We start from the raw sequence: 24,447 nt of genomic DNA on the forward strand, positions 1-24,447 counted from the left end.
ACTGCTTATGCTCACCCATGATCCCCAACGGATACTGAACAGGCATCTCCCAACCAGCAAAATCAACCAGCTTACCTCCCAACTCAACATGCAACGAATGGAGAGGCGTGCGCTTCAAATCATCAGACATAGCAGGGACCTTTCAATTAGCGGGACTGGTCACGAACGACCATGACAGTGCAATGCGCGTTGCGCACGACACGGGCGAGGTTCGGGCCAATCTCATAGTTCGGGAAATCGCCCTTGGTAGACGCCATGACGATCAGGTCAAAGCCATCCTTGTGGGCAAGCTTCAGGATTTCGCGGTAGACGCTGCCTTCTTCGATATGCACCGGCACGTCGGAGGCATTGCCATGATCCAGAATGGCCTGAACCGCATTGCGTACGTGTTCCTTGGCACCAGCACCATAATTGGCGGGCAGGTTCGGCAACTGGATGATCTCGGGGATGACGGCAACCGCATGCAGTTCGGCTCCGTAGAACTTTGCCTGTTCAAGTGCGAGCGGCAGGGCGTTCTTCCACGAACGGTCGTCGGTGTGATCAATCGGCAGCAGGATTTTCGTGGCCATCACGTCTCTCCTCGGGATATGGAATTCTGTTTCAAAGGCGGGGGGCCGGATTGGCCCCCCGTTTTTCTCAGGGCCGGATTATTCGGCGGGTGATCCGCCGGGCTCTTCCGATTTGCCGCCCGAGGCGAAGAACTCTTTCGTCAGTTTGAAGACGATCGGGCTCAGCAAGGCCAGGGCGATCAGGTTCGGGATGGCCATCATCGCGTTCAGCGTATCCGCCAGCAGCCAGATGAAGCCCAGATCCGCAGTAGCACCGAAGTAAATCGCGATGATCCACAGGATGCGGTACGGCATCAAGGATTTGACACCCAGCAGGAACTCGACGCATTTCTCGCCGTAGAACGACCAGCCGAGGATGGTGGTGAAGGCAAAGATCGACAGTGCGATTGCGATCAGGTGACCACCGCCTGGCAGTGAGTTTGCAAAGGCCAGCGAGGTCAGCGCCGCGCCCGATTCACCTGACGTCCACGCGCCCGAAGAGATGATCGCCAGACCGGTGATCGAGCAGACGATGATGGTGTCGATGAATGTACCCAGCATCGCGATCAAGCCTTGGTTAACCGGACCTTTGGTCTCGGCAGCGGCGTGCGCGATCGGGGCCGAACCCAGACCGGCTTCGTTCGAGAAGACACCACGTGCCACACCAAAGCGGATGGCGGCCCAGACGGCTGCACCGGCGAAACCACCTTCGGCGGCCGAAGGGGTGAACGCGTAGGTGAAGACCAGCGACAGTGCGTGACCGATGTTGCCGATGTTGATCAGCAGAACCAGCAGACCAGCGATGATGTAGGCAATCGCCATGAACGGAACCAGTTTACCGGCAACCGCGCCAATGCGGGTGATGCCACCCAGAATAACGGCTGCGGTCAGGACCATCAGAACAACGCCAGTGACCGAGGTGTTCACGCCGAAGTTCGATTCCAGAACCTGAGCAACACCGTTGGCCTGTACGCCGTTACCGATGCCGAAGGCCGCGATTGCACCGAACAGGGCAAATGCAACGCCCAGCCAGGCCCATTTTGCGCCGAGGCCGTTTTTGATGTAGTACATCGGGCCGCCTACAAAGTTACCGAGCTCGTCTTTTTCACGGTATTTCACCGCACAGACGGCTTCGGCATATTTGGTGGCCATGCCCACCAGGGCGGTCATCCACATCCAGAACAAAGCGCCCGGACCGCCCAGGAAGACAGCAGTGGCCACACCGGCGATGTTGCCGGTACCGATGGTCGCCGACAGAGAGGTCATCAGCGCGTTGAACGGGCTGATTTGCCCATCGCCCTGACCCTCACGGCCTGCAAACAAAAGCTTGAAGCCTGTGCCAATGCGCAGGATCGGCATGAATTTCAGCCCTACCTGCAGGAAGAAGCCGACGCCAAGGATGAGGACCAGCATCAGCGGCCCCCATACGACGCCATTGATGGCTCCTACGATTGAATTTAACGCTTCCATGGTTTCCCTCCCATTTGCGTTTGGTTTATGCCCCGTTGGCGATGGCCCGCTGGCGGGCTTGCTTGAGGGCGGTAAAGTCTTCGTCGGCGTGGAACGACGAACGTGTCAGCGGTGTTGCGGACACATGCAAAAAGCCCTTGGACCTTGCGATCTGTTCCAATTGGGCGAACTCTTCCGGTGACCAGAACCGGTCAATCGGGTGGTGTTTTGGTGTCGGCTGCAGGTACTGACCCACGGTCAGAAAATCGACCTTTGCTGCGCGCAGGTCGTCCATCACCTGTCGAACGTCGTTCAGACTTTCGCCCAGGCCCACCATCAGGCCGGATTTAGTGAAAATCTCGGGTTTGGCACGTTTTGCATCGTCCAGGAGGCGCAGAGATGTGTAGTAGCGCGCGCCAGGGCGCACCGTTGGATACAAATGCGGGACGGTTTCCAGATTGTGGTTGAACACATCCGGTGCGGCGTCGAAAACCACGTCGGCAGCGCTGCCTTTGCCCAGAAAGTCGGGGGTCAGAACCTCGACCGTGGTTTCGGGGTTTTGATGACGCACAGCGCGGATTGTCTGGGCGATATGTTCGGCTCCGCCATCCGCCAGATCGTCGCGGTCGACAGATGTAATGACCACATGGCGCAAGGCCAGCTTCTTGACAGCTGCCGCGACGCGGCCCGGCTCGAACACGTCAAGTGCATCGGGGCGTCCTGTGGAGACGTTGCAGAAGGAACAGCCGCGCGTGCAAACCTCGCCCATGATCATCATGGTGGCGTGGCGTTTGGACCAGCATTCGCCAATATTGGGGCAGGCGGCCTCTTCGCAGACCGTTGCCAGACTGTGGTCGCGCATCAGGCGACGGGTCTCGTAATACTCGGGCCCGTCGATCTTTTTCTTGCGAATCCACTTCGGTTTTCGCGGGATGACACTGTCAGCCTTCTTGGCCTTTTCCGGGTGACGGGTGCGAAGCTGGATGGTCATCTGGCTGTTCCCTCTCAGGCGTGGATTGCGTGGCCCATGGCGTCGAGGCAGGCTTCCTTGACGGCCTCGCCCATTGCCGGGTGAGCGTGACAGGTTGAGGCGACTTCAGCGACGGTGGCGCCCTTGGCCATGGCCAGAACCAATTCAGCGATCAGGTCACCACCGTGTGCACCGCAGATATGCGCGCCCAGGATGTTGCCTTTCGGGTCGGCCAGAACCTTGACCGCGCCGTCTGTCTCACCGGTCGAGCGCGCGCGTGAGTTGGCCATGAAGGCAAACTTGCCGACGGCGTATTCGGTCCCAGCCTCTTTCAGCGCTTCCTCGGTCAGACCGACCGAGGCGACCTCGGGGTCCGTGTACACAACGCCAGGAACGGTATTGTAGTCCACGTGACCGGATTCACCTGCCAGCATCTCGACACAGGCGACACCGTCTTCTTCAGCCTTGTGGGCAAGCATCGGGCCGGGAACACAATCGCCGATCGCATAGATGCCGGGGACCGAAGTCCGGAACGACTTGTCCACCTGGATAAAGCCGCGCGGGTCAAAGGCTATCCCCAGATCTTCCAGCCCAAGCCCGCGCGTTACGGGGCGGCGTCCGACGGCGATCAGGACCTTGTCAGCCTCGATCACCTCTTCCTTGTCTTTGCCGACCCGGTCCAATTTCAGCGTCAGTCCAACGTTGGTCTTGTCGATGGTTTTCAATGCGCGTCCCAGTTGGAACTTCAAGCCACGCTTGGACAACGCGCGCTGCGCGAGCTTCGCGATCTCGCCATCAATTCCGGGCAGGACGCGGTCCAGATATTCAACTACCGTCACCCTGGCGCCCAGTCGGGACCAGACCTGGCCAAGCTCCAACCCGATAACCCCGGCACCGACGACAACCAGATGTTCGGGTACAGCGTCCAGCGCGATTGCTCCGGTCGAGCTCAGGATGTCCTGCTCGTCAATCTCGATCCCGTTTAGCGGTGCTGGCTCGGAACCGGTGGCGATCAGGATGTTTTTGGCTTCATAAACATCGTCGCCAACTTTGACCTGCCCGTCAGAGGGGATACTGGCCCAGCCCTCGATCAGATCGACGCCGTTTTTCTTGAACAGAAACGCAATACCCTTGGTCAGATCGCCGACGATCTTGTCCTTGCGCCCCATCATAGAACTCAGATCGATGCTGGCCCCCTCGACAGCAATGCCATGGGAGGAGAGATGTGCAAGCTCGGCATATTTGGCCGAGGAGGTCAGCAACGCTTTGGAGGGTATGCACCCCACATTCAGACAGGTTCCGCCAAGCGAACCGCGGCCTTCAACGCAAGCCACTTTCAGTCCCAACTGTGCAGCGCGGATCGCTGCAACGTATCCGCCGGGTCCGCCCCCGATGACGATTAGGTCGTAGATGCTCATTTCGTGGTCTTTCAGTAGATCGGATAACTGGCGCAGAGCGCGCGGACTTTTTCGCGGGTTTCGGATTCGATCGTCGCGTCGCCTTCCGGCGACTGGGCCAGAGCGTCCAGCACATCACCGATCAGGTGACCGATCTGTTTGAACTCTTCCGGTCCGAAGCCGCGGCTGCAGCCTGCAGCGGTTCCCAAACGGATGCCGCTGGTCACGGTAGGTTTTTCCGGATCGCCCGGCACACTGTTCTTGTTGCAGGTGAACCCGGCACGCTCCAACGCGGCTTCGGCGTCTTTGCCTGTCACGCCAAGCGGGCGCAGGTCGACCAGCATCAGGTGGTTTTCGGTGCCACCCGAAACGATGTCACATCCCCGTGCCATCATAACGTTTGCCAGCGCCGAGGCGCTGTCCACGACGCGCTGCATGTAGCTCTTAAAGTCTGGCTTCAGCGCTTCGCCAAATGCGACCGCTTTGCCGGCGATCACGTGCATAAGGGGGCCGCCCTGAAGGCCGGGGAAGACGGCTGAATTGATCTTTTTTGCCAGCGCTTCATCGTTGGTTAGGATGATCCCACCGCGCGGACCGCGCAGGGTTTTATGCGTGGTCGATGTAACCACATGAGCATGACCAATGGGCGAAGGGTGAAGGCCCGTTGCAACCAAACCAGCGATATGGGCCATGTCAGCCAGCAGCCAAGCGCCAACTTCGTCTGCAATGGCGCGGAAACGGGCGAAATCGATCTTCTGAGAATAGGCCGACGCGCCTGCGATGATCAGTCTTGGCTTTTCAGCCTTGGCCAATTCCTCGACCTGATCATAGTCAATCAGACCTGCGTCCGTCAGACCGTACTGGATCGGTCGGAACCACTTGCCGGATTGCGCAGGTTTGGCTCCGTGCGTCAGGTGGCCACCTGCATCCAACGACATGCCCAAAATCGTGTCACCGGGGCTGAGCAGGGCCAGTTTAACGGCGCCGTTTGCTTGTGCGCCAGAATGCGGCTGAACGTTTGCGTATTCGCAGCCAAACAGCTGTTTCAGACGATCAATGGCCTCGGATTCAACTTCGTCCACATATTCGCAGCCGCCATAATAGCGACGACCTGGATAGCCTTCGGCGTATTTGTTGGTCAGGACGGACCCCTGCGCATCGATCACAGCCTGCGAGACTATGTTCTCGGATGCGATCAGTTCGATCTGTTCAGCCTGGCGTTTGCCTTCGCGCGCAATTGACGCTGCGACAACGGGATCAGCTTCGATGAGCGACGTTTTGAACATGATTTCCTCCTCCAGCACCGAATCCTCAGTACGAAATTTTGTTTCCTATAGTGGAAATCGTGCAGCTAAAGCAACATATATCTCACATTTGTGAAGTTGTGCGCGGTGGGGGAAATCTGTAACCTCTGATAAAACAGGGAGATTTTTATGGGCGACGAGACCCGTGGTGATGTTTCCTCACCGGAGGATCTGGATGAAGGTGAGGTTCTGGGGCGTTCCATTCGTGATGCACGCCGTGCAAAGGGCTGGACTTTGGAGGAGGCCGGACGCGCCGCGGGAATCGGCCGGTCCACCCTGTCGAAGATCGAGAACAACCAGACGCGACCAAGTTTTGATATTGTGCGCAGGCTGACGCAGGCGCTGGATATGAGCACGCCGCAGCTGTTTCTGCAGTCAGGGCAATCCGGAATCTCGGGCCGGCGGGATTTTACACCCAAAGGAGAGGGCGAAGTCAAAAACACGCCGACCTATATGCACGAATTGCTGTGTCCAGAACTGACCAGCAAGCGGATGCTGCCCTATATCGCGACGATCAAAGCTCGCGACCTGTCAGAGTTCGAAACCTGGATCCGGCATACGGGCGAAGAATTCATGTATGTCATCAGCGGAGAGCTGATTTTTGTGTCAGAGCATTACCGCCCGCTGCCGATGAAGGCCGGAGATTCACTTTATTACGACAGTGGAATGGGGCACGGGTGTATTTCGACCAGTGAGGAAGACGCTAAAGTCTTGTGGGTTTCGCTCGAATAACCTTTGCGCCCAAGGCATGAAAAAAGCGGCCCAACGAGCCGCTTTTTGGGTTGGGTGTTGCTTGGGTTAGGTGTGGCCCAGAACCTTACGCGCAACGCGGAAACACTCCAGCGCTTGTGGGACACCGCAATAGATCCCGATGACGTGGATGATAGCCCGGATTTCCTCGGGCGAGACGCCGTTGTTGATCGCGCCTTTGCAGTGGATTTCCCATTCATGCATTTTCCCCAACGCGCCGATCATGGACAAGTTCATCATCGACCGCGTCTTGGCGTCGATCACGTCATCGCCCCAGCCAAATCCCCAGCACCAGGCAGTCATCGCCTCTTGGAACGGACGGGTAAAGTCATCTGCCGCCGCCAGGTTCTTTTCCACGTATTCCGCGCCTAGCGTGTTCTTGCGCTGTTCAAGACCTTTCAGAAACAGGTCCTCGTCAAAAATGTCTGCCATCTCTTCTCTCCGGTGTATCAGCCCGTCAGCCGATGTTTATACAGGTGGTCGTAGTGGGGTTTCATCCGGCGGTACACCTGTTTGACCCGATCCGGCGCGTCCGTAATCGAGATATGTTTGCGGGGTTGCGGAGCCAACCCCGTCGAATTGGCCAGATTGGCGTGGAACGACCCGCCATCCCACCAAGAGTGGGCGGAAGGGTCGCCACCGGGTTCCCAACTCAGCGCTTCTTCCAGAAACGAAATACCGACCGCGTCGCAAAACCGTTCGGTCATGGCGTGCGGGTTTTCCAGCAGGTCATCACTGTCGATGACGGGTGGGGGCGTGCCATTCAGGGCAGTAATCAGATCGAACAGGGCGCGCTGTTCAGGAAAGCCGACTTCACCTTCGGCGAAGTCGGGCCATTGTTTGTACATCGAGGTGATCGTTTTTGCCGGGTCGCGGATCAGGAAGGCGTGGTTGAAGTTCGACAGGAACTCGGCATTCCACATGTGATTGATGTAATGCGGGAAGTCCTTGATGAACACAGGCCCCTTTTGCGCACGAGCCTGAATGTCGGCCCACACTGTCTCCAGTGTCAGGCCCGGCGTCGTCGTATCCCCCGGTTTGAACCTGTGCCACAGCGGGTCCTCCCCCTGATACCAAGCCTCGCCAAAAGGTTCGTGCAGACAGTCCAGATCTCCGCGCTGTCGCATCATCCATTCAAAAGCGGTGGACGTAGAGCGAGGCACCGCCCAGAGCGCGAGGATTTTGGTCATAGCGATGATCCTTTGAAATGTGGTCTATAGCCGTCGGAGAAGTTCCCCGTGCGGTGTTTCCGGCGCGAGGTTGAGAGATTTGAAGATACGCCAGTACAGCGCAATGTCGTGACCGATCACCGGTTTGCCAAACGCGGCCTCAAGCGTATCCGCAAGATGCAGGGGGCGCTGTGGCAGGCCATTCGGCCCGGTGCGGAAATTGCACATGCCGTTGATCAGGATCGCATCGGCCTGGGGGGCCTGTTCGGCCACGTATTCGAAGCTTTTCATCGCGAGATCACCGTCAAACACCCAGCGGTAGGAATTGACCTCTTCCTGATTGTCGAACCATCCCTGATCGTGGAAATTCCCGGCATAGAGTACGTCGAAGCCAGCTTCTTTCAGAAACCCGACTGTGCCTTGCCACCATTCGGGCCAGTGATAGGCTGCGTTAAGGGCGACCTTTTCGACATTCATCTCGCGCAGCGCTTCGACCATGGCGTAACCGGCCATGTGGAACTGCGTGCCGTACTTGTCCGACAGGTCCGCGCAATGCTGCCGGACCCCTTCGACGCCTAACCCGCAGGCGTGGACCCAATTCGAACCGACCTGACCGCAGACATCGACGCCATTGCGGGACATGCAATGCACAAAGTCCTCAAGCATGCCAAAGTTCTGTTTCCGCTGATCCAGCCCATGCACGTAGTTCGGAACGTGCAGCATCCAGCCATGTACACCGACCGTTTCAGGGCAAATGCGCAGAAAGTCCGACGGGGCCGCATCAAAATCAAAAGGTGGGCTAGTAAACCCAACCTGATGGGGGAAAAGCTTGTGTTCCGGGCGCCAGTCTTCGGGCATCAACATGGGTGGGTCACCTCGGTCATTAATCCACAGCTTCGCGCATCCATTGCTGCAAGCGAGCGATCGAATGCTCCGACATAACACCGCAGCCCGGGTCCAGTACCAGCGGCCCGGGGCGGTAGCCTCGGGATTTCAGGCCGCGATGAACAGATTCAACGAGGTGTATGTCTTCCTCGACTGTGGTTTCCCGATCCTGGACCGCCAGTTGCCGGATCACAGCACTTTCCGAGCCGCCTTCGGTATACCAGCCGCGCCAGACTGTGCAGTGATCAGCATCGACCGCGCGCCAGTGATAGGTGTTCAGCACATTGCCGGGGTAGCATTGGAACGAGAACATCGGCCACAGGAACCATGATTGATAATCGCCCGCGTGCGGTACAGACAGATCGATGGGATAGGTCATCTTGTCGAGGCTCTGGCACTCGGTCGTGTGTCGCAGCACATAGCCGCCGCCCGCATCAGGCTGAATGTCGTAGGTCTCAGGCTTGACCACACCTTCGGCAAAGGTCGGGTGGTTCGTCGGGCAGTGATAGCATTCCGAGTAGTTTTCGATGCTGACCTTCCAGTTACAGTTCTCGGGGATCTCGACCCATTCCAGTGGTTCCAGATCGTCGATATGCGGAACAAAGGCGCGGATTTCCTCGCGCACGCCGGGGTACCATTCATCCATCGGCGCGGCGTCGTCGTCGAGATTGACGAAGATGAAGCCGTTGAACACCTCGGTGCGGACCGAGGTCAGGCAAATGGCGCTACGGTCGAATCCGGGTACAGATTTGATGTTCGGCCCGGCGCGCAATTGACCGGACAGCTCATAAGTCCAGGCATGGTAGGGGCAGACCACGACCCGAGTGTTGCCTGCGCCCGTCACCATCTCATGTGCGCGGTGCTGGCAGACGTTGAAAAAAGTTCGGATTTCCCCGTCGCGGCCGCGAATGCAAAAAAGGTTCTGCCCAGCAATCTCGAAGGCGAAGTAATCCCCTGTCTCGCGCACCTGGGCGACGTGACCGGCGAATTGCCACGTTCGGGCCAGTAAACCCTGCATCTCTTGCTCGAAGATCGCTGGGTCAGTGTAATACCGGGCGTCCAGTGAGTGGGTCAGGGGTGCGTTCATTCGGGCTCCTCCGCGTAGAGGCCAAGTTGGTGTCTGCGTTGGTGAAACCGTTCCACCCGCTCAACGATTTCATCGCTGGATACTGCGATCACGAAAGACAGCAGCGTTTCCAGCAACGCGATGGTCGAGACGGATGACGGAAAGAATTGCGGCGTGTCGGCGGCGACGACAAAGCCGTGATGGGCGTTCAGGATCACTGGGCTGGCCGGGCTGTCGGAAATGCCGACAACAGTCAGACCCTGTTGCCGAGCCAGCTTGATCGCCTCGATGACCTCGGTGCGATAGGGGTGGCAGGTAATCGCGATCAGCACGTCCTGCTGGTCAGCCCAAGCCAGATCATCCACCGGGGTCGAGCCGGGGCGTGGAATGGCGTGAAACTGCTTCATTCCGGTTGAGGCAAGGTAAGTGAAGTTGCGTGCATTCGAATTGTTGACGCCCACGCCCAGCGTGAAAATCTGGCGGCAGTTCCAGATATCTTCAGCAGCTGCTTTCAGGGATGTGGCGTCAATCCCTGCAAAGGTCTCTTCGATATTGCGGATCGCCGCGCCAATCATATCGGCATAAAGACCGCCCAGATCCCCTGACTTGCCAATGTCCTGCAGCCAGCGGGCGCGGTCAGGAAACGACACGGTGCCCCGCCGAATCGCATCGCGGAACGGGGCGCGGAAATCCTCGTACCCTTCGAAGCCCACCTGACGTGCCATCCGAACAAAAGTGTTGGGTTTGACCTTGGCCGCCTCGGCAATCTCGCGCACTGTTGAAACCCCAACGTCCGTTGGGTTTTCCAGCACGTATCGTGCGGCTTTCTGCGCCTCAGGGGTGAGGGCGTCCCACTCTTCGGTGAGGCGGTCGAGAACGATTGATGATACATTTGTGTCATTCATGATTGACGATGGTACATTTGTGGAATTAGCCTGTCGAGCAGAAACGCGACTCGGGAAGAGGAAAAATCATGTCCGAGAAGAATCTGCCGTCACATGCCCGCGTGGTCATCGTGGGCGGAGGTGTCATGGGGGTCGGTCTGGCCTATCACCTGGCGCATGAAGGGTGGGGCGGTGACACTGTCCTGCTGGAAAAGGCTGAGCTGACCAGTGGCAGCACATGGCACGCGGCAGGCCAGATCACGCATTCGACTTCGAGCTTTGGGCTGGGGAAATGCGTGGATTACAACATCGGCCTGTATTCCGGTCAGTTGGAGGCGGAGACCGGCCAGCCCGTCACATGGCATGGCTGCGGTTCGTTCCGTCTGGCTTATACCGAGGATGAAATGGACTGGCTGCGTCATACCCTGTCGGTGGGCCGTTCGCTTGGATTCAACATCGAACTGGTCGGACCTGAAAAGGTGGCTGAGCTGCACCCGTTCTATAACCTCGAAGGCGTTTTGGGCGCGTTGCACACACCGGATGACGGCCATGTGGACCCGACCAACGTGACAATGGCGATGGCAACGGGCGCGCGTCAAAAGGGCGTGCGCATCTTCCGCAACTGCCGCGCCACCAACATTACTCAGGCCGACAATGGCGAGTGGGTGGTTGAGACCGAAATGGGCACCATCACCTGCGAGCATGTTGTAAACGCCGGCGGCACCTATGCCCGTCAGATGGGCGAATGGTCGGGGCTGCAACTGCCCATGACTTCTATGACCCACCACTATTTCGTGACCGAGCCGGTGCCCGAGTTCCAGAACCTGGACAAGGAACTGCCGGTGATCCGTGATGACCGTAAAGTCTCGGGCTATATCCGGATGGAGCAGCAGCGCGGGCTGATCGGGATTTACGAGAAAGAGAACCCGAACTCGGTATGGCATGACCATTGCCCATGGGAATACGAGAACTGGTTGTTCGACGCGGACTACGAACGTGTGATGCCGTGGCTTGAGGAAAGCCTGAACCGGATGCCGATCTTTGCCGAACTTGGCATTCAGCGCGACGTGCACGGGGCGATCTCGCATCCGCCGGACGGTAACCCCCTGATCGGGCCTGCGCCGGGTGTTCGGAACTATTGGTGCTGCTGCGGGACGCAGATCGGCATCGGTTGGGGTCCGGGCCTGACCCGCGAGCTGGCACGCTGGATGGTGCATGGCGCGGCCGATATCTCAATGCGCGAATACGACCCGCGCCGGTTCGGCAGCTATGCCACCAAGGGCTGGCAGGTGATCAAGGCCGAGGAAGATTACTGCCTGCGTCACGAGATCCCCTTCCCGCATTTCAACCGTCTGGAAGGGCGTCCAATCAAGCCGTCGCCTCTATACGAGCTGCTGAAATCCAAGGGCGCGGTGCATGAAGAGGTTTATGGCTTCGAACGCCCCCGCTGGTTCGCGCGGGATGGTGTGGAGCAGCGCGATCACTATTCCTTCCGTCGTACCCCTGCCGACGACATGGTCGCGGCTGAGGTCAAAGCGGTGCGAGAGAGCGTCGGCATTATGGATGTCACCGCATTCACCAAGGTCGAGGTTTCGGGGCCAGAGGCCTATGCCCTGCTGGATCGATTGACAGCCAACCGGATGCCGCAGAAAGTTGGCTCGATCACTCTGACCCACATGCTGAACCGCCGTGGCCGGATCGAGTTGGAGACCACGATTGTCCGCATGGCCGACGACCGGTTCTATCTGGTCTGTGCGGCCTTCTTTGAACAGCGCCTGCTGGATCATCTGGCGCAGCAGCGCGCGGATGAGGACGTGCAGATCACCGCTCTATCCTCTGACTGGTCCGCCCTGTCACTGAACGGCCCACGGTCGCGGGACGTGCTGGCGCGCAGCACCGATGCCGATCTGAGCAATGCCGGATTCCGTTGGCTATCCGCGCAGGAGATCACCATCGCAGGCCGCAAGGTTTGGGCCTTCCGTATGTCCTATGCCGGTGAGTTGGGCTGGGAATTGCACATGCCCAACGCCGCCTGCCTCGACGTTTACAACGCGCTTTGGGCTGCGGGTGAGGCGTTTGGCATCACCGACTATGGCAGCTTTGCCATGAACGTGATGCGGATGGAGAAGGGTTTCAAAGGCGCAGGTGAGCTGACCAACGAAGTTACTTTGGCCGAAGCCGATGTGCTGCGCTTTGCCCGCACCGACAAAGAGTATCTGGGCAAGGACAGGACACTGAACACTGACCTGCCGTGGGTCTGTGCTTACCTCGAGATCGAGCCGGATGGTGAGATTGACGGGCATGGTGGCGAAGCTGTCATGTTGAACGGCAAGGTCGTGGGCTCTACTGCCTCAGTGGTTTATGGCCATACCGTGGGCAAAATCCTCGCCTTTGCCTACATCAAGCCTGAGGCAGCCACAGCCGGGACCGAACTGCAAGTTGTAGTTCACGGTAAACCGCGTGCAGCCCGCGTTTTGGGCGAACCAGCCTATGATCCCGAAAGCCTGCTGCCGCGTACCGACGCCATTCTGGAGACTGCATAATGAGCTTGTCCGACACAATGAAAGCCATGGTCACAATGGGCCATGGCGGCCTGGAGCAGATGGTGCTGCACCAAGACTGGCCGCGTCCTGAACCCGCCGCCGGAGAGGTGCTGATCAAAGTTGCGGCCTGCGGTTTGAATAACACGGACGTGAACACGCGATCGGGCTGGTATTCCAAAACGGTCACCGACGCGACCACCGGCGGAGCGTTCGAAGAGGTTGGCGAAGAGGACCCCACTTGGGGCGGCAATCCTATCACCTTCCCTCGTATTCAGGGGGCTGACATCTGCGGTCACATCGTAGCCGTAGGCGAAGGTGTCGATCCCAGGATGATCGGCGAACGTGTCATCACCGATGGTTGGCTGCGCGACCCGTCGGACCCGGGCAACATGGATAAGACCGGGTATTTCGGCTCGGAGCGGGACGGCGGGTTTGCCGAATACGCCACAACTCTGGCTGTAAATGCCGTACCGATTCAGTCCGACTTGTCGGACGCCGAACTTGCCACGTTCTCGTGTTCCTATTCGACGGCTGAGGGCATGCTGACCCGCGCCAATGTTACCGACGCCGATACAGTTCTGGTGCCAGGGGCCTCAGGCGGGGTCGGCGGCGCGTTGGTACAACTTGCCAAACGCCGGGGTGCACGGGTCGTCGCAATGGCATCGGAAGCGAAGCATGCGGATGTGGCGGACTTGGGGCCGGACGTTATCCTGTCGCGCGCTCCGGATAACCTGCGTGCTGCCCTTGGGGATGAAAGGATCACCGTTGTCGCTGACGTAGTCGGTGGCCCTTACTGGCCGAACCTGATCGACATTCTGGAGCGCGGCGGGCGCTATACCTGTTCAGGCGCGATTGCCGGTCCGATGGTCGAATTCGACCTGCGTACGTTCTATTTGCGCGATCTGACCTTCACTGGATCGACCGTGATTGACCCTCAGGTGATGCGGAACCTTGTGAAATACATCGAGGCCGGAGAGATCAAGCCTGCGCTGGCAGCTACTTATCCTTTGGAAGAACTGCGCGAGGCTCAGGCCGCGTTCATTGCCAAACAACACACCGGCAACATCGTGGTGATCCCATGACGATGGACGACGTTCTCGAGGCTGTTCGACAACTGCACCAATCGCATCCTGAGCTTGCAGCCTTCGGTGCCTGGCCTGACGACCTTGTGGCGGCGGATCTGAACCCAAACCAAATTCCGGCCGTGGAATTGGTTCAGCAAACCGAGTTCCCGACCGAGGGTGCTACGCGATCCTTGTCTGATGCGATTAAGGCAACAGCGCATCTGGCACAGTGGAAGCACACCTATACCGAAGAAGAGGTCGGAGCCGATTTTCTCAATCGCTATGGATACTACGAGTTGTTCGGCCCGACCGGGCATTTCCAGTCGACCCAGTTGCGCGGCTATGTCGCCTATTGGGGCGCGGGCCTGAATTATGATTGGCACAGCCATCAGGCTGAGGAGCTTTACCTGATCGTAGGCGGCGGAGCGACGTTTCGGGTGGAAGGGAGCGAAGCCTATGTCGGCCCGAACCAGACGCGCCATCACGAAAGCTGGCAAAGCCATGCGATGACCACAACCCAAGAGCCGATCCTGACATTTGTTCTCTGGCGCGGTGAGGGAATGGGCGATTTGCCAAAAATGGACGCCGCATGAAAACCACCCGTATCCGTGTCTTTCAGACCGGCCTTCCTTATGTTGGCGGGGCCTATGTCTGGGGCGCGGGCAACGCGATAGAAACGGCCATCGCCTCGGTAGTTGTCATCGATACGGATGCCGGTCTGCAGGGTTGCGGCGAATTCACGCCCTGTGGTGAGAACTACATGGTTGCGCATTCCGAGGGCGTGGCGGCGCTGGCCCGATTGGTTGCGCCTAAGTTGCTGGGCGAAGATCCGCGACAGGTGGGGCGGATAGAACAGCTGATGGACAATTTGGTTCAGGGGCATGGATACGCCAAAGCTCCGTTCGATGCGGCGTGCTGGGACATTCTGGGCAAGGCCTGTGATCAGCCCGTCTGGATGCTGCTCGGCGGCAAGCTGACGTACGGCGCGCCGATGTATCGGGTCGCGCCGCAGAAAGCGGTGGATGAGACGGTGGCCGAAATGGACCGATACCGTGCGCAGGGGTATCGACAGTTTCAGGTCAAAGTCGGTGGTGACTGGACCACCGACATTGACCGTATTCGTACAACTGTACCGCTGCTAAATCCGGGCGAGAAGGCGATGGCCGATGCAAATCAGGGCTGGCGCGTCGACAACGCGATCCGGGTCGCGCGGGCAACGCGGGAGCTGGATTACATCCTGGAACAGCCCTGCCGGACTTATGAGGAATGTCAGCAGGTGCGCCGTGTCGCCGAGCAACCGATGAAGCTGGATGAATGCCTGACCGGCATGCATATGGCACAGCGCATCGTCGCGGATCGCGGGGCCGAGATCTGCTGTCTCAAGATTTCGAACCTTGGCGGACTCAGCAAGGCGCGGCGGGTGCGGGATTATCTGATCGAAAACCGCATACCGGTGGTCAGCGAAGACACATGGGGCGGAGAAATCGCAACCTCGGCTGTCGCCCATTTTGCGGCCTCGACACCGCCCGAATACCTGCAAAACACCACCGACCTGATGAACTACAACACGCGATCTACCGGAATTGGCGGACCAATGTCGCGGAATGGCAAGCTCTATGCCTCAGATACACCAGGAATGGGCGTAGTGCCTGATTTCGAAAGCCTCGGTGCACCGATTGAGGAGTTCAGCCTATGAGACCGCAAGCCATTGCAACCCAGATGATCGATGACGCCCGCGTTCGGGTGACGCGATTTGACTTTGCGCCCGATGCCGAAACGGGGTGGCACCGTCACGCAATGGATTACGTCATCACGGCGGTCACCGATTGCCATATGCGGCTGGAATTGCCCGACGGCTCGGTCAACGAGGTTACGGTTCCTGCGGGAACCGCCTATCGCCGAGACGAGGGTGTCGAGCACAACGTGATCAATGCCGGGGACGAACCGATGTCCTTTGTTGAGGTGGAACTGAAATGAAAATTACCCGAATCTCGGTCTATCATGTCGATCTCCCGCTCGAGCATCCGTATTGGTTGTCCGGTGGCCGGCTAAAGTTCGAAGTGCTGGATGCGACGCTGGTCAAGGTCGAAACGGATAGTGGCCTGACCGGTTGGGGCGAAGGTACGCCTTGGGGGCACACATATGTTCCCGCGCATGGCCCAGGCATTCGCGCGGGGATCGAAACGATGGCACCGTTCATTCTGGGCCTTGATCCGCGTCGGGTGCTGGATGTCGAGCGGGCGATGGATATCGCCTTGCCCGGCCACCTCTATGCCAAAAGCCCGATCGATATGGCCTGCTGGGATATTGCCGGGCAAGCGGCGGGAATGCCGATTGCAGATCTGATGGGCGGCGGGTCGCGGACACCGCGTCCGATTGCATCCTCGGTGGGGGCCAAGACAGTGGATGAAACCCGAGAGGTGATGGAGCGCTATCGCAGCCGGGGCTATGTCGCCCATTCGGTTAAGATCGGCGGCGATGTGGAACGTGATATTGCCCGCGTGCGGGATGTGGAAAGCATCCGGCGACCGGGAGAGATCGTCCTCTATGACGTCAACCGTGGCTGGACCCGCCAGCAAGCCCTGCGCGTCATGAGCGCCTGCGAGGATCTGAACGTCACTTTCGAACAACCCGGCGAGTCACTGGACGACATCGCAGCCATTTCGGGCCGCCATGCCTCGCCTGTTTCCGTGGATGAGAGCCTGGTGACCCTGCAAGATGCCGCGCGGATTGCCCGCGACGGGCTGGCCGAAGTGTTCGGGATCAAGCTGAACCGCGTCGGCGGTCTGACCAAGGCCGCCCGGATGCGGGATATCGCGCTGGCGCATGGGATCGACATGTTCGTGATGGCCACGGGGGGCTCGGTTCTGGCCGATACCGAGGCGCTGCATCTGGCGGCGACGATCCCGGATGACAATTGCCGCGCCGTCTGGGCCTGCCAGGACATGATCACCGTCGATATCGCTGGCGGTCGGGGTCCACGCAACATCGACGGCCACCTGCACCTGCCGGAAACGCCGGGGCTTGGCGTACACCCGGACGAGGATGCGCTGGGCGATCCGGTTGGAGTCTACCAATGAGGATCACCAAGATAACGCTTTGGTCCGTCGACCTGACCAGTCACGAAACCTATCATATGGCCGAAGGCAAATCCTGCGCGACGGTCAAAAGCCACATCCTGTGCCTGGAAACCGATACTGGTCTGAAGGGCTGGGGCGAGGTTTGCCCGATCCCACATTACTTGCCCGCCTACGCCGATGGCGTTCCTGCGGCTGTGACTGAGATGGGGCCGGAAATCCTGGGCATGTCGCCCTTCGGTGTCGATGCGCCAATGCGCAAGCTGGACGGGTTTTTGCTTGGGCATCGTTATGCCAAGTCCATGGTCGATATCGCCCTTTGGGACCTGTTTGGGCAAGCCTCGGGCCAGCCGGTGTATGCGTTGCTGGGGGGGCGGACGCGAAAGGACATGCCGCTTTATCATTCGATCACCTGCATCGCACCGGATGACATGGCGCGGATCGCCAAGGCGGCCTATCAGACCGGCATACTCCAGTTTCAGGTCAAGCTGGGGGTCGAAGGCGACTGGCAGGCTGATGCGGAACGGCTGATCAAGGTGCGCGAGGCCGTGGGGCCGGGTCCGCTCGTTTATGGCGACTGGAACTGCGGCGCCTCGCGGCTGCAGGCTACGCGCACAGGACGGGCCGTGGCGCATCTGGATGTGATGCTGGAGCAGCCCTGCAAAACGCTTGAGGACTGCGCGGCCGTCCGGCAGGCAACCGGCCTGCCTATGAAGATCGATGAAAACGCCCATGATCTGGCCTCGCTGCTAAGGGCGCATGAACTGGGCTGTATGGACACCGTTGCGCTGAAGCTGTCGAAGTTCGGCGGCTTGTCGGCCATGCGCCGCGCGCGGGATCTGACCGTACATTTGGGCGCTGAGATATGCGCCGAATGCACATGGGGGTCGGATATCGTAACAGCCGCATCGCTGCACTTTGCGGCCTCGACCCCGCATGGGTCGTTGATGAACACCTGCGACTTGTCCTCTTATGTGTCCCCGCGCATCTGCCCGGACGCACCAAACCGTGACAACGGCCGGATTGCTCCGACCGAAGGTCCGGGGTTAGGTGTTGTGCCAGACCCCGAAGTGCTTGGCCTGCCAATATTGGAGATCGTTTGACATGCTGAAAATCAACACCCAATCCGAATGGATTGCCCGCGCAAACGAGGTTCTGCCTGCCGGAGGATTCGGTAACTTCGATCCGGGTATCATCATCGCGCGTGGCGAAGGCAGTCATGTTTGGGATGAGGATGGCAACGAATACATCGATTACCTGATCGGGTCCGGCCCGATGCTGCTGGGTCATGGCCATCCCGAAGTGATGGAAGCCGTGCTCGAACAACTGCCCAAGGGCATGACGTTCTTTGCCAACAACGCCAGGGGCATCGAACTAGCTGAGGCCATCATCGATGCCGTGCCATGTTGCGAACAGGTCCGTTTCGTGGCCTCGGGCGGTGAGGCGGACATGTACGCGATCCGATTGGCGCGGGCTTATACCGGTCGAAGTAAGATCCTGAAATTCGAAGGCGGCTATCACGGGATGAGTGCCGAGGCACAGATGAGCTTGGCCCCCAGTCGTCAGGTCAACTTCCCGCAAGCTGTTCCAGACAGCGCAGGCATTCCCGATAGCGTGGCCGGCCAGATGCTCATTGCGCCTTTCAACGACCTGGAGGCCGTCGCCAACCTGCTGGCCGAGCATGATGATATTGCCGCAATAATGGTCGAGCCGTTGCAACGGATCATCCCTCCGGAGCCCGGCTACCTGCAGGGATTGCGCGATCTGTGCGACAAACACAGTGTTCTGCTGATTTTCGATGAAATCGTCACCGGATTTCGCCTTGCTTATGGCGGTGCGCAAGAGAAGTATGGCGTGACGCCGGACATTTGCACTCTGGGTAAAATCACCGGTGGTGGCTTTCCTCTGGCCGCAACGGGGGCAAGTGCCGAGACTATGAAGCATTTCGACAAGGGGCAGGTTGGCGAGGAAGGCTGGCTGATGCAGCTGGGAACCTTGTCCGGCAATCCCGTCGCCTCGGTCGCCGGGCTGAAGACGATGGAAATCCTGCGGCGCGATGGCGTCTATGACCAACTGCGCGGGATCGGGTCGCAGTTGCAGCAGATACAGGTGGACGAACTGAACAAGGCCGGTATCCCGCATCAGATCTGCGGCGACGAGACCCTGTTTGACGTCTATTTTACCGACAGGGATTGTCGCGATTACCGCAGTGCCAAACACGACGATCCGCAACGCAATGTCCTCTATAACGGTGCATTGCGCGCGAACGGGATCTTCAAGGCTCCGGGTAAACTCTATCCCTCGCTGGCTGTAACCCAGGCCGATCTGGATCAAACGCGGATGGCGGTCGAAAAGGCAGTTCAGGCGATCTGCGCTGAATAAGAACCAAAACGTCATAAAAATAAAGTGGGCCGCTGTCTAATATGACAGCGGCCCTAACTGATTGGACTTCTGGGTCTGGTCTCGCCCCCTCGAATACCACTTAAAAGAGAACGGTTTAAAAAAACTTTCGACTTCTTCGAGACCGACCCGACTTCTCAATCGGTATGAATTCTTTATGTACCATCTGCGGCACTGCCTCAGTGAAGTAGTTCACTTTTCATAAACTTTTTTATTTTTTCCAATCAAAAAACCCGGGTCCCGCCTGTTTCAAAAGGGATTCTGCCATGACGCGACCTATTTCCGGGCCGTCTTTGACCGAACCGGTGATGTCTTCGGATATGGATTCGGACCCATCGGGGCGCAAAACTTCACCGCGTAGACGCAATTGGTCACCTTGAATTTCCGCCAAACCCGCGATTGGTGTTTCGCATGACCCATCCAGTGCGGCCAGCAATGCGCGTTCCGCAGCCAGCCGTTTGCCGGTTGTAGCGTGGTGGATGGCCTCTAGCATATTGGCAGCCCGAGAATCGTCGCTGCGGCGTTCGATGCCGATCGTGCCCTGTGCAATGGCTGGCAGCATGTCTTCGACGGCGATGGCAGTCGCTGGGACTTCATCCATATTCAGACGCCGGATGCCGGCCATCGCCAGAAACGTGCAATCGGCCACTCCATCCGCCAGCTTCTTGAGACGGGTTTGCACATTGCCCCGAAATTCGACCACGTTCAGGTCCGGGCGACGGTTCAGCAATTGCGCGCGCCGCCGTAGCGACGACGTGCCGACCACCGCGCCCTGTGCAAGGTCGTGGATCGAATTCAAACTGGGTGAGATAAAGGCGTCGCGCACATCTTCACGCAGCAGGAAAGTATCCAGTACCAGCCCCTTGGGCTGTTCAACCGGCATGTCCTTGGTTGAATGCACAGCGATGTCGATATCTCCGCGCAGCATCGCCTCTTCGATTTCTTTGGTGAACAGGCCCTTGTTGCCAATCTCTTTCAATGGACGGTCCGCATCAATCATGGCGCGGTTGTCGCCGGTGGTTTTGATCACCACGATCTCGAACGCGTCTTCGGGCAGATCAAAGGCTTTGCCCAGTCGCTCACGGGTTTCATAAGCTTGCGCCAGCGCCAGCGGTGAGCCACGAGTGCCGATCTTGAGCGGTGATGCGGGGGTTGGCAGGGTCAGTGTCATATGCACAGCTTTAGTCGCGTCACATTGCCCTGACAATGGGGGCAGACCTTGACAAATTGACGCCGAAGGCAGACCCGTTTGCCGCAAACCAGACGAGTGGGGACAAAGATGGCCGAGACAAAGAAACTGCTGCGGGCGCTGGCTGGCGAAGTACAGGACGTGCCACCGATCTGGATGATGCGGCAGGCGGGGCGTTATTTGCCGGAGTACCGCGCAACCCGGGCGCAGGCCGGGGACTTTTTGTCTTTGTGCTATAACCCCGAGTTGGCGGCTGAGGTGACGTTACAACCGATCCGCCGCTATGGCTTTGACGCGGCCATTCTGTTTGCTGACATTCTGTTGGTGCCGCAAGCGCTGGGTGCGGATCTGTGGTTTGTCACAGGTGAGGGGCCGCGGTTGTCGACGATCACTCAGCAATCCGATTTCGATGCGCTGAAACCGGTATCGGATATCCATGCAACCTTGTCGCCGGTGTACGAAACAGTGCGAATCCTTTCGCGAGAATTGCCATCCGAGACCACCCTTATCGGGTTTGCAGGCGCACCGTGGACGGTTGCGACCTACATGATCGCCGGGCGCGGCACGCCGGATCAAGGCCCGGCGCATGCGCTGCGCGAAGAGAACACAGAGTTGTTTGAGGCATTGTTGGATCGGATCACGCTTGCGACAATCGAATACCTTTCGGCGCAGATCGAGGCCGGTGCAGAAGTTGTCAAAATATTTGACAGCTGGGCGGGGTCGTTGAAAGGCGTGGCGTTTCAGAAATATGCCGTCGAACCTTGCCGTGTCATTACGCAAGCCATCAAGGAACGCCATCCTGGAATCCCTGTAATCGGGTTCCCGCGCGAGGCGGGCGAAGGTTATGTCGGCTTTGCCAAGGCCACTGGCGTAGACTGTGTTGCACTGGATAATTCGGTTTCGCCGGAATGGGCAGCCAAGAATGTGCAAGCGGATGGCTGTGTACAGGGCAATCTGGCATCTTCACACATGGTGACAGGTGGCCAGGCGCTGGTGGATGAAACGCGTCAGATTGTTGAGGCGTTTTCGAAAGGACCGCATATTTTTAACCTGGGTCACGGGATCACACCCGATGCCGATCCTGACAACGTTCAGTTGATGATCGACACGGTGCGTTCGTGGCGGGACGGGTAGAGGGGTCAGCCCTTCTTGGCCTTCGGCCAATTCAACCCAGGTTTTTTTCAGCCGGGTGAAGGTCTGCGCGTGCGCTTGCGGAAAGCTGATCAAGAATGTCCTGCCTGTGTTCGCCCCGGCGGGGGCTGGGTTTGGGGCGCCAGGTTTCGGTTGAAAAGCGGGGCGCCGCAGCAGCTTGCAGTGCCCCGTGATGGTCGATCCAGGTTTGACGTTCGGTGTTCATGGGGTGAGCCTGTGCCTCGATCGGGTCGAGCACGGGTGCAACACAAGCGTCAGATCCCCAGAATATCTTGGCCCAGTGGGCGCGCGGTTTGGCTGCAAAAACCTCGGAAAGGCGCTGTGTAAGGTCCGGCCACAGTGCCGGGACAAATTGTTTTTGGAAATCGGGATCTTCGGTAAGCCCCAGTTTTTCCAGGAATTCGCTGTAGAACTTTGGTTCAAGACACTGAACTGTGATGAAGCCCCCGTCCAAGCACGTGTAGGTACGGCTCCAATGTGGGCCATCCAGCAGGCTTTGACCGCGGGTTTCGGATAGATTGCCGGTTTGCCGCAAACTCATCAGCAGGTTCATCATATGCGCCGAGCCGTCATAGATGGCGGCATCGACAATGGTGCCCTGTCCGGTGCGCTGTGCGTTGAGAATTCCGGCCAGAATGCCCGTGACAAGGTACATCGCGCCTCCGCCGATATCCCCGACCAGAGTCGCAGGTGTCTGCGGGGGTTGGCCTGCTGCTGACGTGTACCACAGTGCCCCGGACAGCGAGATGTAATTCAGATCGTGCCCAGCGGTGTCCGATAGCGGGCCATCTTGGCCCCAGCCGGTCATGCGGCCATAGACCAATTTGGGGTTCGAAGCATTGAAGGTTTCGGGACCCAGACCCAATTTTTCCATCACGCCGGGGCGGAACCCTTCGATCAGCGCGTCGGCGGAATCGATCAGGCGTTTGGCGATGTCCAAATCAGCGGCATCCTTCAGGTTCAAATCAATCGAGCGTTTGCCGCGGTCCAGGACAGACTGCTCGGGCATACCCGGTACAGCGGGCTGTCCCTTGCGATGAATCGTGATGACGTCCGCCCCCAGATCGGCCAGTAACATGGCTGCAAAAGGGCCCGGACCCAAACCTTCGATTTCAATAATCCGTAATCCGCTGAGCATGGGCCTTCTCCTTTCGGGGCAGGTTTTCGGGGATACACAAGGATTGCAAGACTGGATTCTGCTTACTTGCCAGATGGTCACGCGGTCCTTAGCGTTCTGAACGGGATGGAGAGCGAGGCTCGGATGCGGTTGTGGGTCATTTTTGGTAGCGCCGTTGCGCTGGCTGTGTTGGTGGGCGTTTTGGCGCGCTTGCATCCGCCGGGCAGTTTGAAGTTGGCGGCGGGGCCTGACGGCGGCGCATATGCGGCGGTCGCGCAGGACTATGCGACGATTTTGGCACGCGACAATGTTCAACTTGAGATCCTTGATACTGCAGGTTCTGTTGAGAATGCTGAACTGATGAACGCGGGTGAAGTCGATGCTGCGTTTCTACAAGGCGGTATCCGCGTTGACCCCAACAAGGCCGAGGCCATCGGGGCAGTGTTTTTTGAACCTGTTATCTTTCTGGTTAACGAAGGGGCTAACATACCCCGAAATCCGGCACTTTGGTCTGGTCTTAGGATCAACAGCGGCGAGCCGGGTTCTGGCACGGCTGCGGCCTTTCGGGACTTTGAAAAGGCGGTGGGTTTGAGTGAGGCGGATAACAGGCATCTATCGATCCCCTATGCCGATGCGGCAGCGGCCTTGTTAGCCGGAGACCTGGATATCGCTGTCTATGTTGCCCCCATCGAAGCCCCCTATTTGAAAGCGGCATATGAGGAACCAGGGCTGCGTGTGATGGCACTGGATCACGTTCAGGCAATCTCACGCCGGTTGGAATATGCCACGGTGGTAACGGTGCCGGCAGGAGGAATGTCGCTGGCCCCGGTTCTTCCGCCACGACCGGTGGAGCTGATCGCAATTGAGGCCCGTTTGGTCGTGCGGCCGGATTTGCACCCCGCGTTGATCAACCGCCTGACGATGGCGGCAATCGAACTGCACAGCACACGCGGAATTATCGCCGATCCGGGGGCGTTCCCCAATCTTGAAGGAGCGGGAATGACGGTAAGCAATACGGCCCGGCAGCTGATTCTTGATGGTCCTTCGACCTGGCATGACTGGCTTCCCTATTGGGTCGCGGCCCAGATCAACCGGGTTCTGCTATTGTTGCTGCCATTCTTCTTTATCGTAGTGCCTCTGATCCGGCTCGTGCCATTGGCTTATGCCTATGTGATGCGGTGGCGGGTTTGGCAGCATTACCCCGAAATCCGGGACATTGAGGAAGAGCTGGCCAATAACCCCGATATCAAAAAGCTGAGCGAGATGCAGGCGCATCTGAACGACCTGGACGAGCGCCTCGCGACGTTGAGGTTGCCTGCAGCTTATCGGCAAGGGCAATATGATGCACGGTTGCATGTCGAACTTGTGCAAAAGCGGATCGCTGAATTGCAGCAGCACAGCCAGGCCTGATACAGTCGCGTATCCACAAAAAAGCGCAGAACAATGTGCGGAATTGACCTGTTCTGTAGTGATCTGTCGGGGT

The 24,447-nt window shown here is 58.6% G+C and carries 23 protein-coding genes and 1 pseudogene; 11 read left to right on the forward strand and 13 right to left on the reverse strand.

Annotated elements, in window-relative coordinates; all coding sequences use genetic code 11:
* The 6 genes and pseudogenes from gcvT to glyA form a co-directional block, all read right to left on the reverse strand.
* Positions 1-130, reverse strand: a pseudogene (gene gcvT / locus ACR0AK_RS21200) (glycine cleavage system aminomethyltransferase GcvT); the annotation flags it as partial.
* A 16-nt stretch (positions 131-146) separates the two neighbouring features.
* Positions 147-569 carry a universal stress protein gene (locus ACR0AK_RS21205; RefSeq protein WP_480794880.1) on the reverse strand — a complete coding sequence of 141 codons (423 nt, stop codon included), beginning with the start codon at positions 567-569 and terminating at the stop codon, positions 147-149.
* A gap of 78 nt (positions 570-647) precedes the next feature.
* A complete protein-coding gene (locus ACR0AK_RS21210) occupies positions 648-2,018 on the reverse strand; it encodes an alanine/glycine:cation symporter family protein (RefSeq protein ID WP_480794881.1) in 1,371 nt (456 codons plus the stop codon).
* A gap of 25 nt (positions 2,019-2,043) precedes the next feature.
* Entirely contained in the window at positions 2,044-2,988 is a 945-nt protein-coding gene (gene lipA, locus ACR0AK_RS21215; RefSeq protein WP_480794882.1) for a lipoyl synthase, read from the reverse strand.
* A gap of 14 nt (positions 2,989-3,002) precedes the next feature.
* Complete coding sequence (lpdA, locus tag ACR0AK_RS21220) at positions 3,003-4,385, reverse strand: dihydrolipoyl dehydrogenase (protein WP_480794883.1); 1,383 nt, start codon at positions 4,383-4,385, stop codon at positions 3,003-3,005.
* Between the two features lie 11 nt (positions 4,386-4,396).
* On the reverse strand, positions 4,397-5,650 hold the full coding sequence (gene glyA / locus ACR0AK_RS21225; RefSeq protein WP_480794884.1) for a serine hydroxymethyltransferase: 1,254 nt from the start codon (positions 5,648-5,650) through the stop codon (positions 4,397-4,399).
* 147 nt (positions 5,651-5,797) lie between these two features.
* On the opposite strand from glyA, the gene ACR0AK_RS21230 reads away from it, so the two are divergent.
* The gene (locus ACR0AK_RS21230; protein WP_170562418.1) at positions 5,798-6,400 is read left to right on the forward strand and encodes a helix-turn-helix domain-containing protein; all 603 of its coding nucleotides are present in this window, start codon (positions 5,798-5,800) and stop codon (positions 6,398-6,400) included.
* Between the two features lie 66 nt (positions 6,401-6,466).
* Here ACR0AK_RS21230 and ACR0AK_RS21235 read toward each other — a convergent pair whose 3' ends face one another.
* Genes ACR0AK_RS21235 through ACR0AK_RS21255 form a run of 5 tightly spaced genes read right to left on the reverse strand, consistent with a single transcriptional unit; the run spans position 6,467 to position 10,443 of the window.
* Positions 6,467-6,850 (reverse strand): carboxymuconolactone decarboxylase family protein, encoded by a 384-nt coding sequence (locus tag ACR0AK_RS21235; protein WP_058273646.1) that lies wholly within the window; start codon positions 6,848-6,850, stop codon positions 6,467-6,469.
* 17 nt (positions 6,851-6,867) lie between these two features.
* On the reverse strand, positions 6,868-7,608 hold the full coding sequence (locus ACR0AK_RS21240; protein WP_480794885.1) for a sulfotransferase-like domain-containing protein: 741 nt from the start codon (positions 7,606-7,608) through the stop codon (positions 6,868-6,870).
* A gap of 24 nt (positions 7,609-7,632) precedes the next feature.
* Positions 7,633-8,451: a hypothetical protein gene (locus tag ACR0AK_RS21245; protein ID WP_480794886.1), complete on the reverse strand. Its 819-nt coding sequence runs from the start codon at positions 8,449-8,451 to the stop codon at positions 7,633-7,635.
* A 19-nt stretch (positions 8,452-8,470) separates the two neighbouring features.
* Complete coding sequence (locus tag ACR0AK_RS21250; protein ID WP_480794887.1) at positions 8,471-9,559, reverse strand: aromatic ring-hydroxylating oxygenase subunit alpha; 1,089 nt, start codon at positions 9,557-9,559, stop codon at positions 8,471-8,473.
* Complete coding sequence (locus ACR0AK_RS21255; protein WP_170562433.1) at positions 9,556-10,443, reverse strand: MurR/RpiR family transcriptional regulator; 888 nt, start codon at positions 10,441-10,443, stop codon at positions 9,556-9,558. The genes ACR0AK_RS21250 and ACR0AK_RS21255 overlap by 4 nt, the downstream gene beginning before the upstream one ends.
* 68 nt (positions 10,444-10,511) lie before the next feature.
* On the opposite strand from ACR0AK_RS21255, the gene ACR0AK_RS21260 reads away from it, so the two are divergent.
* The 8 genes from ACR0AK_RS21260 to ACR0AK_RS21295 are packed head-to-tail and all read left to right on the forward strand — an operon-like array spanning position 10,512 to position 19,488.
* A complete protein-coding gene (locus tag ACR0AK_RS21260) occupies positions 10,512-12,965 on the forward strand; it encodes an FAD-dependent oxidoreductase (RefSeq protein ID WP_480794888.1) in 2,454 nt (817 codons plus the stop codon).
* Positions 12,965-14,047, forward strand: a complete 1,083-nt coding sequence (locus ACR0AK_RS21265) for an alcohol dehydrogenase family protein (protein ID WP_480794889.1) — start codon at positions 12,965-12,967, stop codon at positions 14,045-14,047. The genes ACR0AK_RS21260 and ACR0AK_RS21265 overlap by 1 nt, the downstream gene beginning before the upstream one ends.
* Positions 14,048-14,049: 2 nt before the next feature.
* Positions 14,050-14,622: a dimethylsulfonioproprionate lyase family protein gene (locus ACR0AK_RS21270; protein ID WP_480794890.1), complete on the forward strand. Its 573-nt coding sequence runs from the start codon at positions 14,050-14,052 to the stop codon at positions 14,620-14,622.
* Entirely contained in the window at positions 14,619-15,725 is a 1,107-nt protein-coding gene (locus ACR0AK_RS21275; RefSeq protein WP_480794891.1) for a mandelate racemase/muconate lactonizing enzyme family protein, read from the forward strand. The genes ACR0AK_RS21270 and ACR0AK_RS21275 overlap by 4 nt, the downstream gene beginning before the upstream one ends.
* Positions 15,722-16,006, forward strand: coding sequence for a cupin domain-containing protein (locus tag ACR0AK_RS21280; protein ID WP_254453073.1), 285 nt, complete (start codon positions 15,722-15,724; stop codon positions 16,004-16,006). Before ACR0AK_RS21275 ends, ACR0AK_RS21280 begins: the two co-directional genes overlap by 4 nt.
* Entirely contained in the window at positions 16,003-17,109 is a 1,107-nt protein-coding gene (locus ACR0AK_RS21285) for a mandelate racemase/muconate lactonizing enzyme family protein (protein WP_480794892.1), read from the forward strand. The genes ACR0AK_RS21280 and ACR0AK_RS21285 overlap by 4 nt, the downstream gene beginning before the upstream one ends.
* Positions 17,106-18,209: a mandelate racemase/muconate lactonizing enzyme family protein gene (locus ACR0AK_RS21290; protein WP_480794893.1), complete on the forward strand. Its 1,104-nt coding sequence runs from the start codon at positions 17,106-17,108 to the stop codon at positions 18,207-18,209. Before ACR0AK_RS21285 ends, ACR0AK_RS21290 begins: the two co-directional genes overlap by 4 nt.
* Position 18,210: 1 nt before the next feature.
* On the forward strand, positions 18,211-19,488 hold the full coding sequence (locus ACR0AK_RS21295) for an aspartate aminotransferase family protein (RefSeq protein WP_480794894.1): 1,278 nt from the start codon (positions 18,211-18,213) through the stop codon (positions 19,486-19,488).
* A 229-nt stretch (positions 19,489-19,717) separates the two neighbouring features.
* Here the strand turns inward: ACR0AK_RS21295 and hemC are convergent, their stop codons facing one another.
* Positions 19,718-20,677, reverse strand: a complete 960-nt coding sequence (hemC, locus tag ACR0AK_RS21300; RefSeq protein WP_480794895.1) for a hydroxymethylbilane synthase — start codon at positions 20,675-20,677, stop codon at positions 19,718-19,720.
* A 108-nt stretch (positions 20,678-20,785) separates the two neighbouring features.
* On the opposite strand from hemC, the gene hemE reads away from it, so the two are divergent.
* Positions 20,786-21,829: a uroporphyrinogen decarboxylase gene (hemE, locus tag ACR0AK_RS21305; protein ID WP_480794896.1), complete on the forward strand. Its 1,044-nt coding sequence runs from the start codon at positions 20,786-20,788 to the stop codon at positions 21,827-21,829.
* Positions 21,830-21,860: 31 nt separating this feature from the next.
* On the opposite strand, the gene ACR0AK_RS21310 is transcribed toward hemE, so the two are convergent.
* Positions 21,861-22,985 carry a CaiB/BaiF CoA transferase family protein gene (locus ACR0AK_RS21310; RefSeq protein ID WP_480794897.1) on the reverse strand — a complete coding sequence of 375 codons (1,125 nt, stop codon included), beginning with the start codon at positions 22,983-22,985 and terminating at the stop codon, positions 21,861-21,863.
* Positions 22,986-23,051: 66 nt separating this feature from the next.
* Between ACR0AK_RS21310 and ACR0AK_RS21315 the strand changes: the two genes are divergently transcribed.
* Complete coding sequence (locus tag ACR0AK_RS21315; RefSeq protein ID WP_480794898.1) at positions 23,052-24,374, forward strand: TAXI family TRAP transporter solute-binding subunit; 1,323 nt, start codon at positions 23,052-23,054, stop codon at positions 24,372-24,374.
* The last annotated feature ends 73 nt before the right edge of the window (positions 24,375-24,447 follow it).

The organism is Ruegeria sp. BI12 (assembly GCF_056537985.1).

Bases quoted from the DNA above. Each gene is read 5' to 3' on its own strand.
- ACR0AK_RS21205 (WP_480794880.1), bottom strand. From the start codon at position 569: ATGGCCACGAAAATCCTGCTGCCGATTGATCACACCGACGACCGTTCG.
- ACR0AK_RS21210 (WP_480794881.1), bottom strand. From the start codon at position 2,018: ATGGAAGCGTTAAATTCAATCGTAGGAGCCATCAATGGCGTCGTATGG.
- lipA (WP_480794882.1), bottom strand. From the start codon at position 2,988: ATGACCATCCAGCTTCGCACCCGTCACCCGGAAAAGGCCAAGAAGGCT.
- lpdA (WP_480794883.1), bottom strand. From the start codon at position 4,385: ATGAGCATCTACGACCTAATCGTCATCGGGGGCGGACCCGGCGGATAC.
- glyA (WP_480794884.1), bottom strand. From the start codon at position 5,650: ATGTTCAAAACGTCGCTCATCGAAGCTGATCCCGTTGTCGCAGCGTCA.
- ACR0AK_RS21230 (WP_170562418.1), top strand. From the start codon at position 5,798: ATGGGCGACGAGACCCGTGGTGATGTTTCCTCACCGGAGGATCTGGAT.
- ACR0AK_RS21235 (WP_058273646.1), bottom strand. From the start codon at position 6,850: ATGGCAGACATTTTTGACGAGGACCTGTTTCTGAAAGGTCTTGAACAG.
- ACR0AK_RS21240 (WP_480794885.1), bottom strand. From the start codon at position 7,608: ATGACCAAAATCCTCGCGCTCTGGGCGGTGCCTCGCTCTACGTCCACC.
- ACR0AK_RS21245 (WP_480794886.1), bottom strand. From the start codon at position 8,451: ATGTTGATGCCCGAAGACTGGCGCCCGGAACACAAGCTTTTCCCCCAT.
- ACR0AK_RS21250 (WP_480794887.1), bottom strand. From the start codon at position 9,559: ATGAACGCACCCCTGACCCACTCACTGGACGCCCGGTATTACACTGAC.
- ACR0AK_RS21255 (WP_170562433.1), bottom strand. From the start codon at position 10,443: ATGAATGACACAAATGTATCATCAATCGTTCTCGACCGCCTCACCGAA.
- ACR0AK_RS21260 (WP_480794888.1), top strand. From the start codon at position 10,512: ATGTCCGAGAAGAATCTGCCGTCACATGCCCGCGTGGTCATCGTGGGC.
- ACR0AK_RS21265 (WP_480794889.1), top strand. From the start codon at position 12,965: ATGAGCTTGTCCGACACAATGAAAGCCATGGTCACAATGGGCCATGGC.
- ACR0AK_RS21270 (WP_480794890.1), top strand. From the start codon at position 14,050: ATGGACGACGTTCTCGAGGCTGTTCGACAACTGCACCAATCGCATCCT.
- ACR0AK_RS21275 (WP_480794891.1), top strand. From the start codon at position 14,619: ATGAAAACCACCCGTATCCGTGTCTTTCAGACCGGCCTTCCTTATGTT.
- ACR0AK_RS21280 (WP_254453073.1), top strand. From the start codon at position 15,722: ATGAGACCGCAAGCCATTGCAACCCAGATGATCGATGACGCCCGCGTT.
- ACR0AK_RS21285 (WP_480794892.1), top strand. From the start codon at position 16,003: ATGAAAATTACCCGAATCTCGGTCTATCATGTCGATCTCCCGCTCGAG.
- ACR0AK_RS21290 (WP_480794893.1), top strand. From the start codon at position 17,106: ATGAGGATCACCAAGATAACGCTTTGGTCCGTCGACCTGACCAGTCAC.
- ACR0AK_RS21295 (WP_480794894.1), top strand. From the start codon at position 18,211: ATGCTGAAAATCAACACCCAATCCGAATGGATTGCCCGCGCAAACGAG.
- hemC (WP_480794895.1), bottom strand. From the start codon at position 20,677: ATGACACTGACCCTGCCAACCCCCGCATCACCGCTCAAGATCGGCACT.
- hemE (WP_480794896.1), top strand. From the start codon at position 20,786: ATGGCCGAGACAAAGAAACTGCTGCGGGCGCTGGCTGGCGAAGTACAG.
- ACR0AK_RS21310 (WP_480794897.1), bottom strand. From the start codon at position 22,985: ATGCTCAGCGGATTACGGATTATTGAAATCGAAGGTTTGGGTCCGGGC.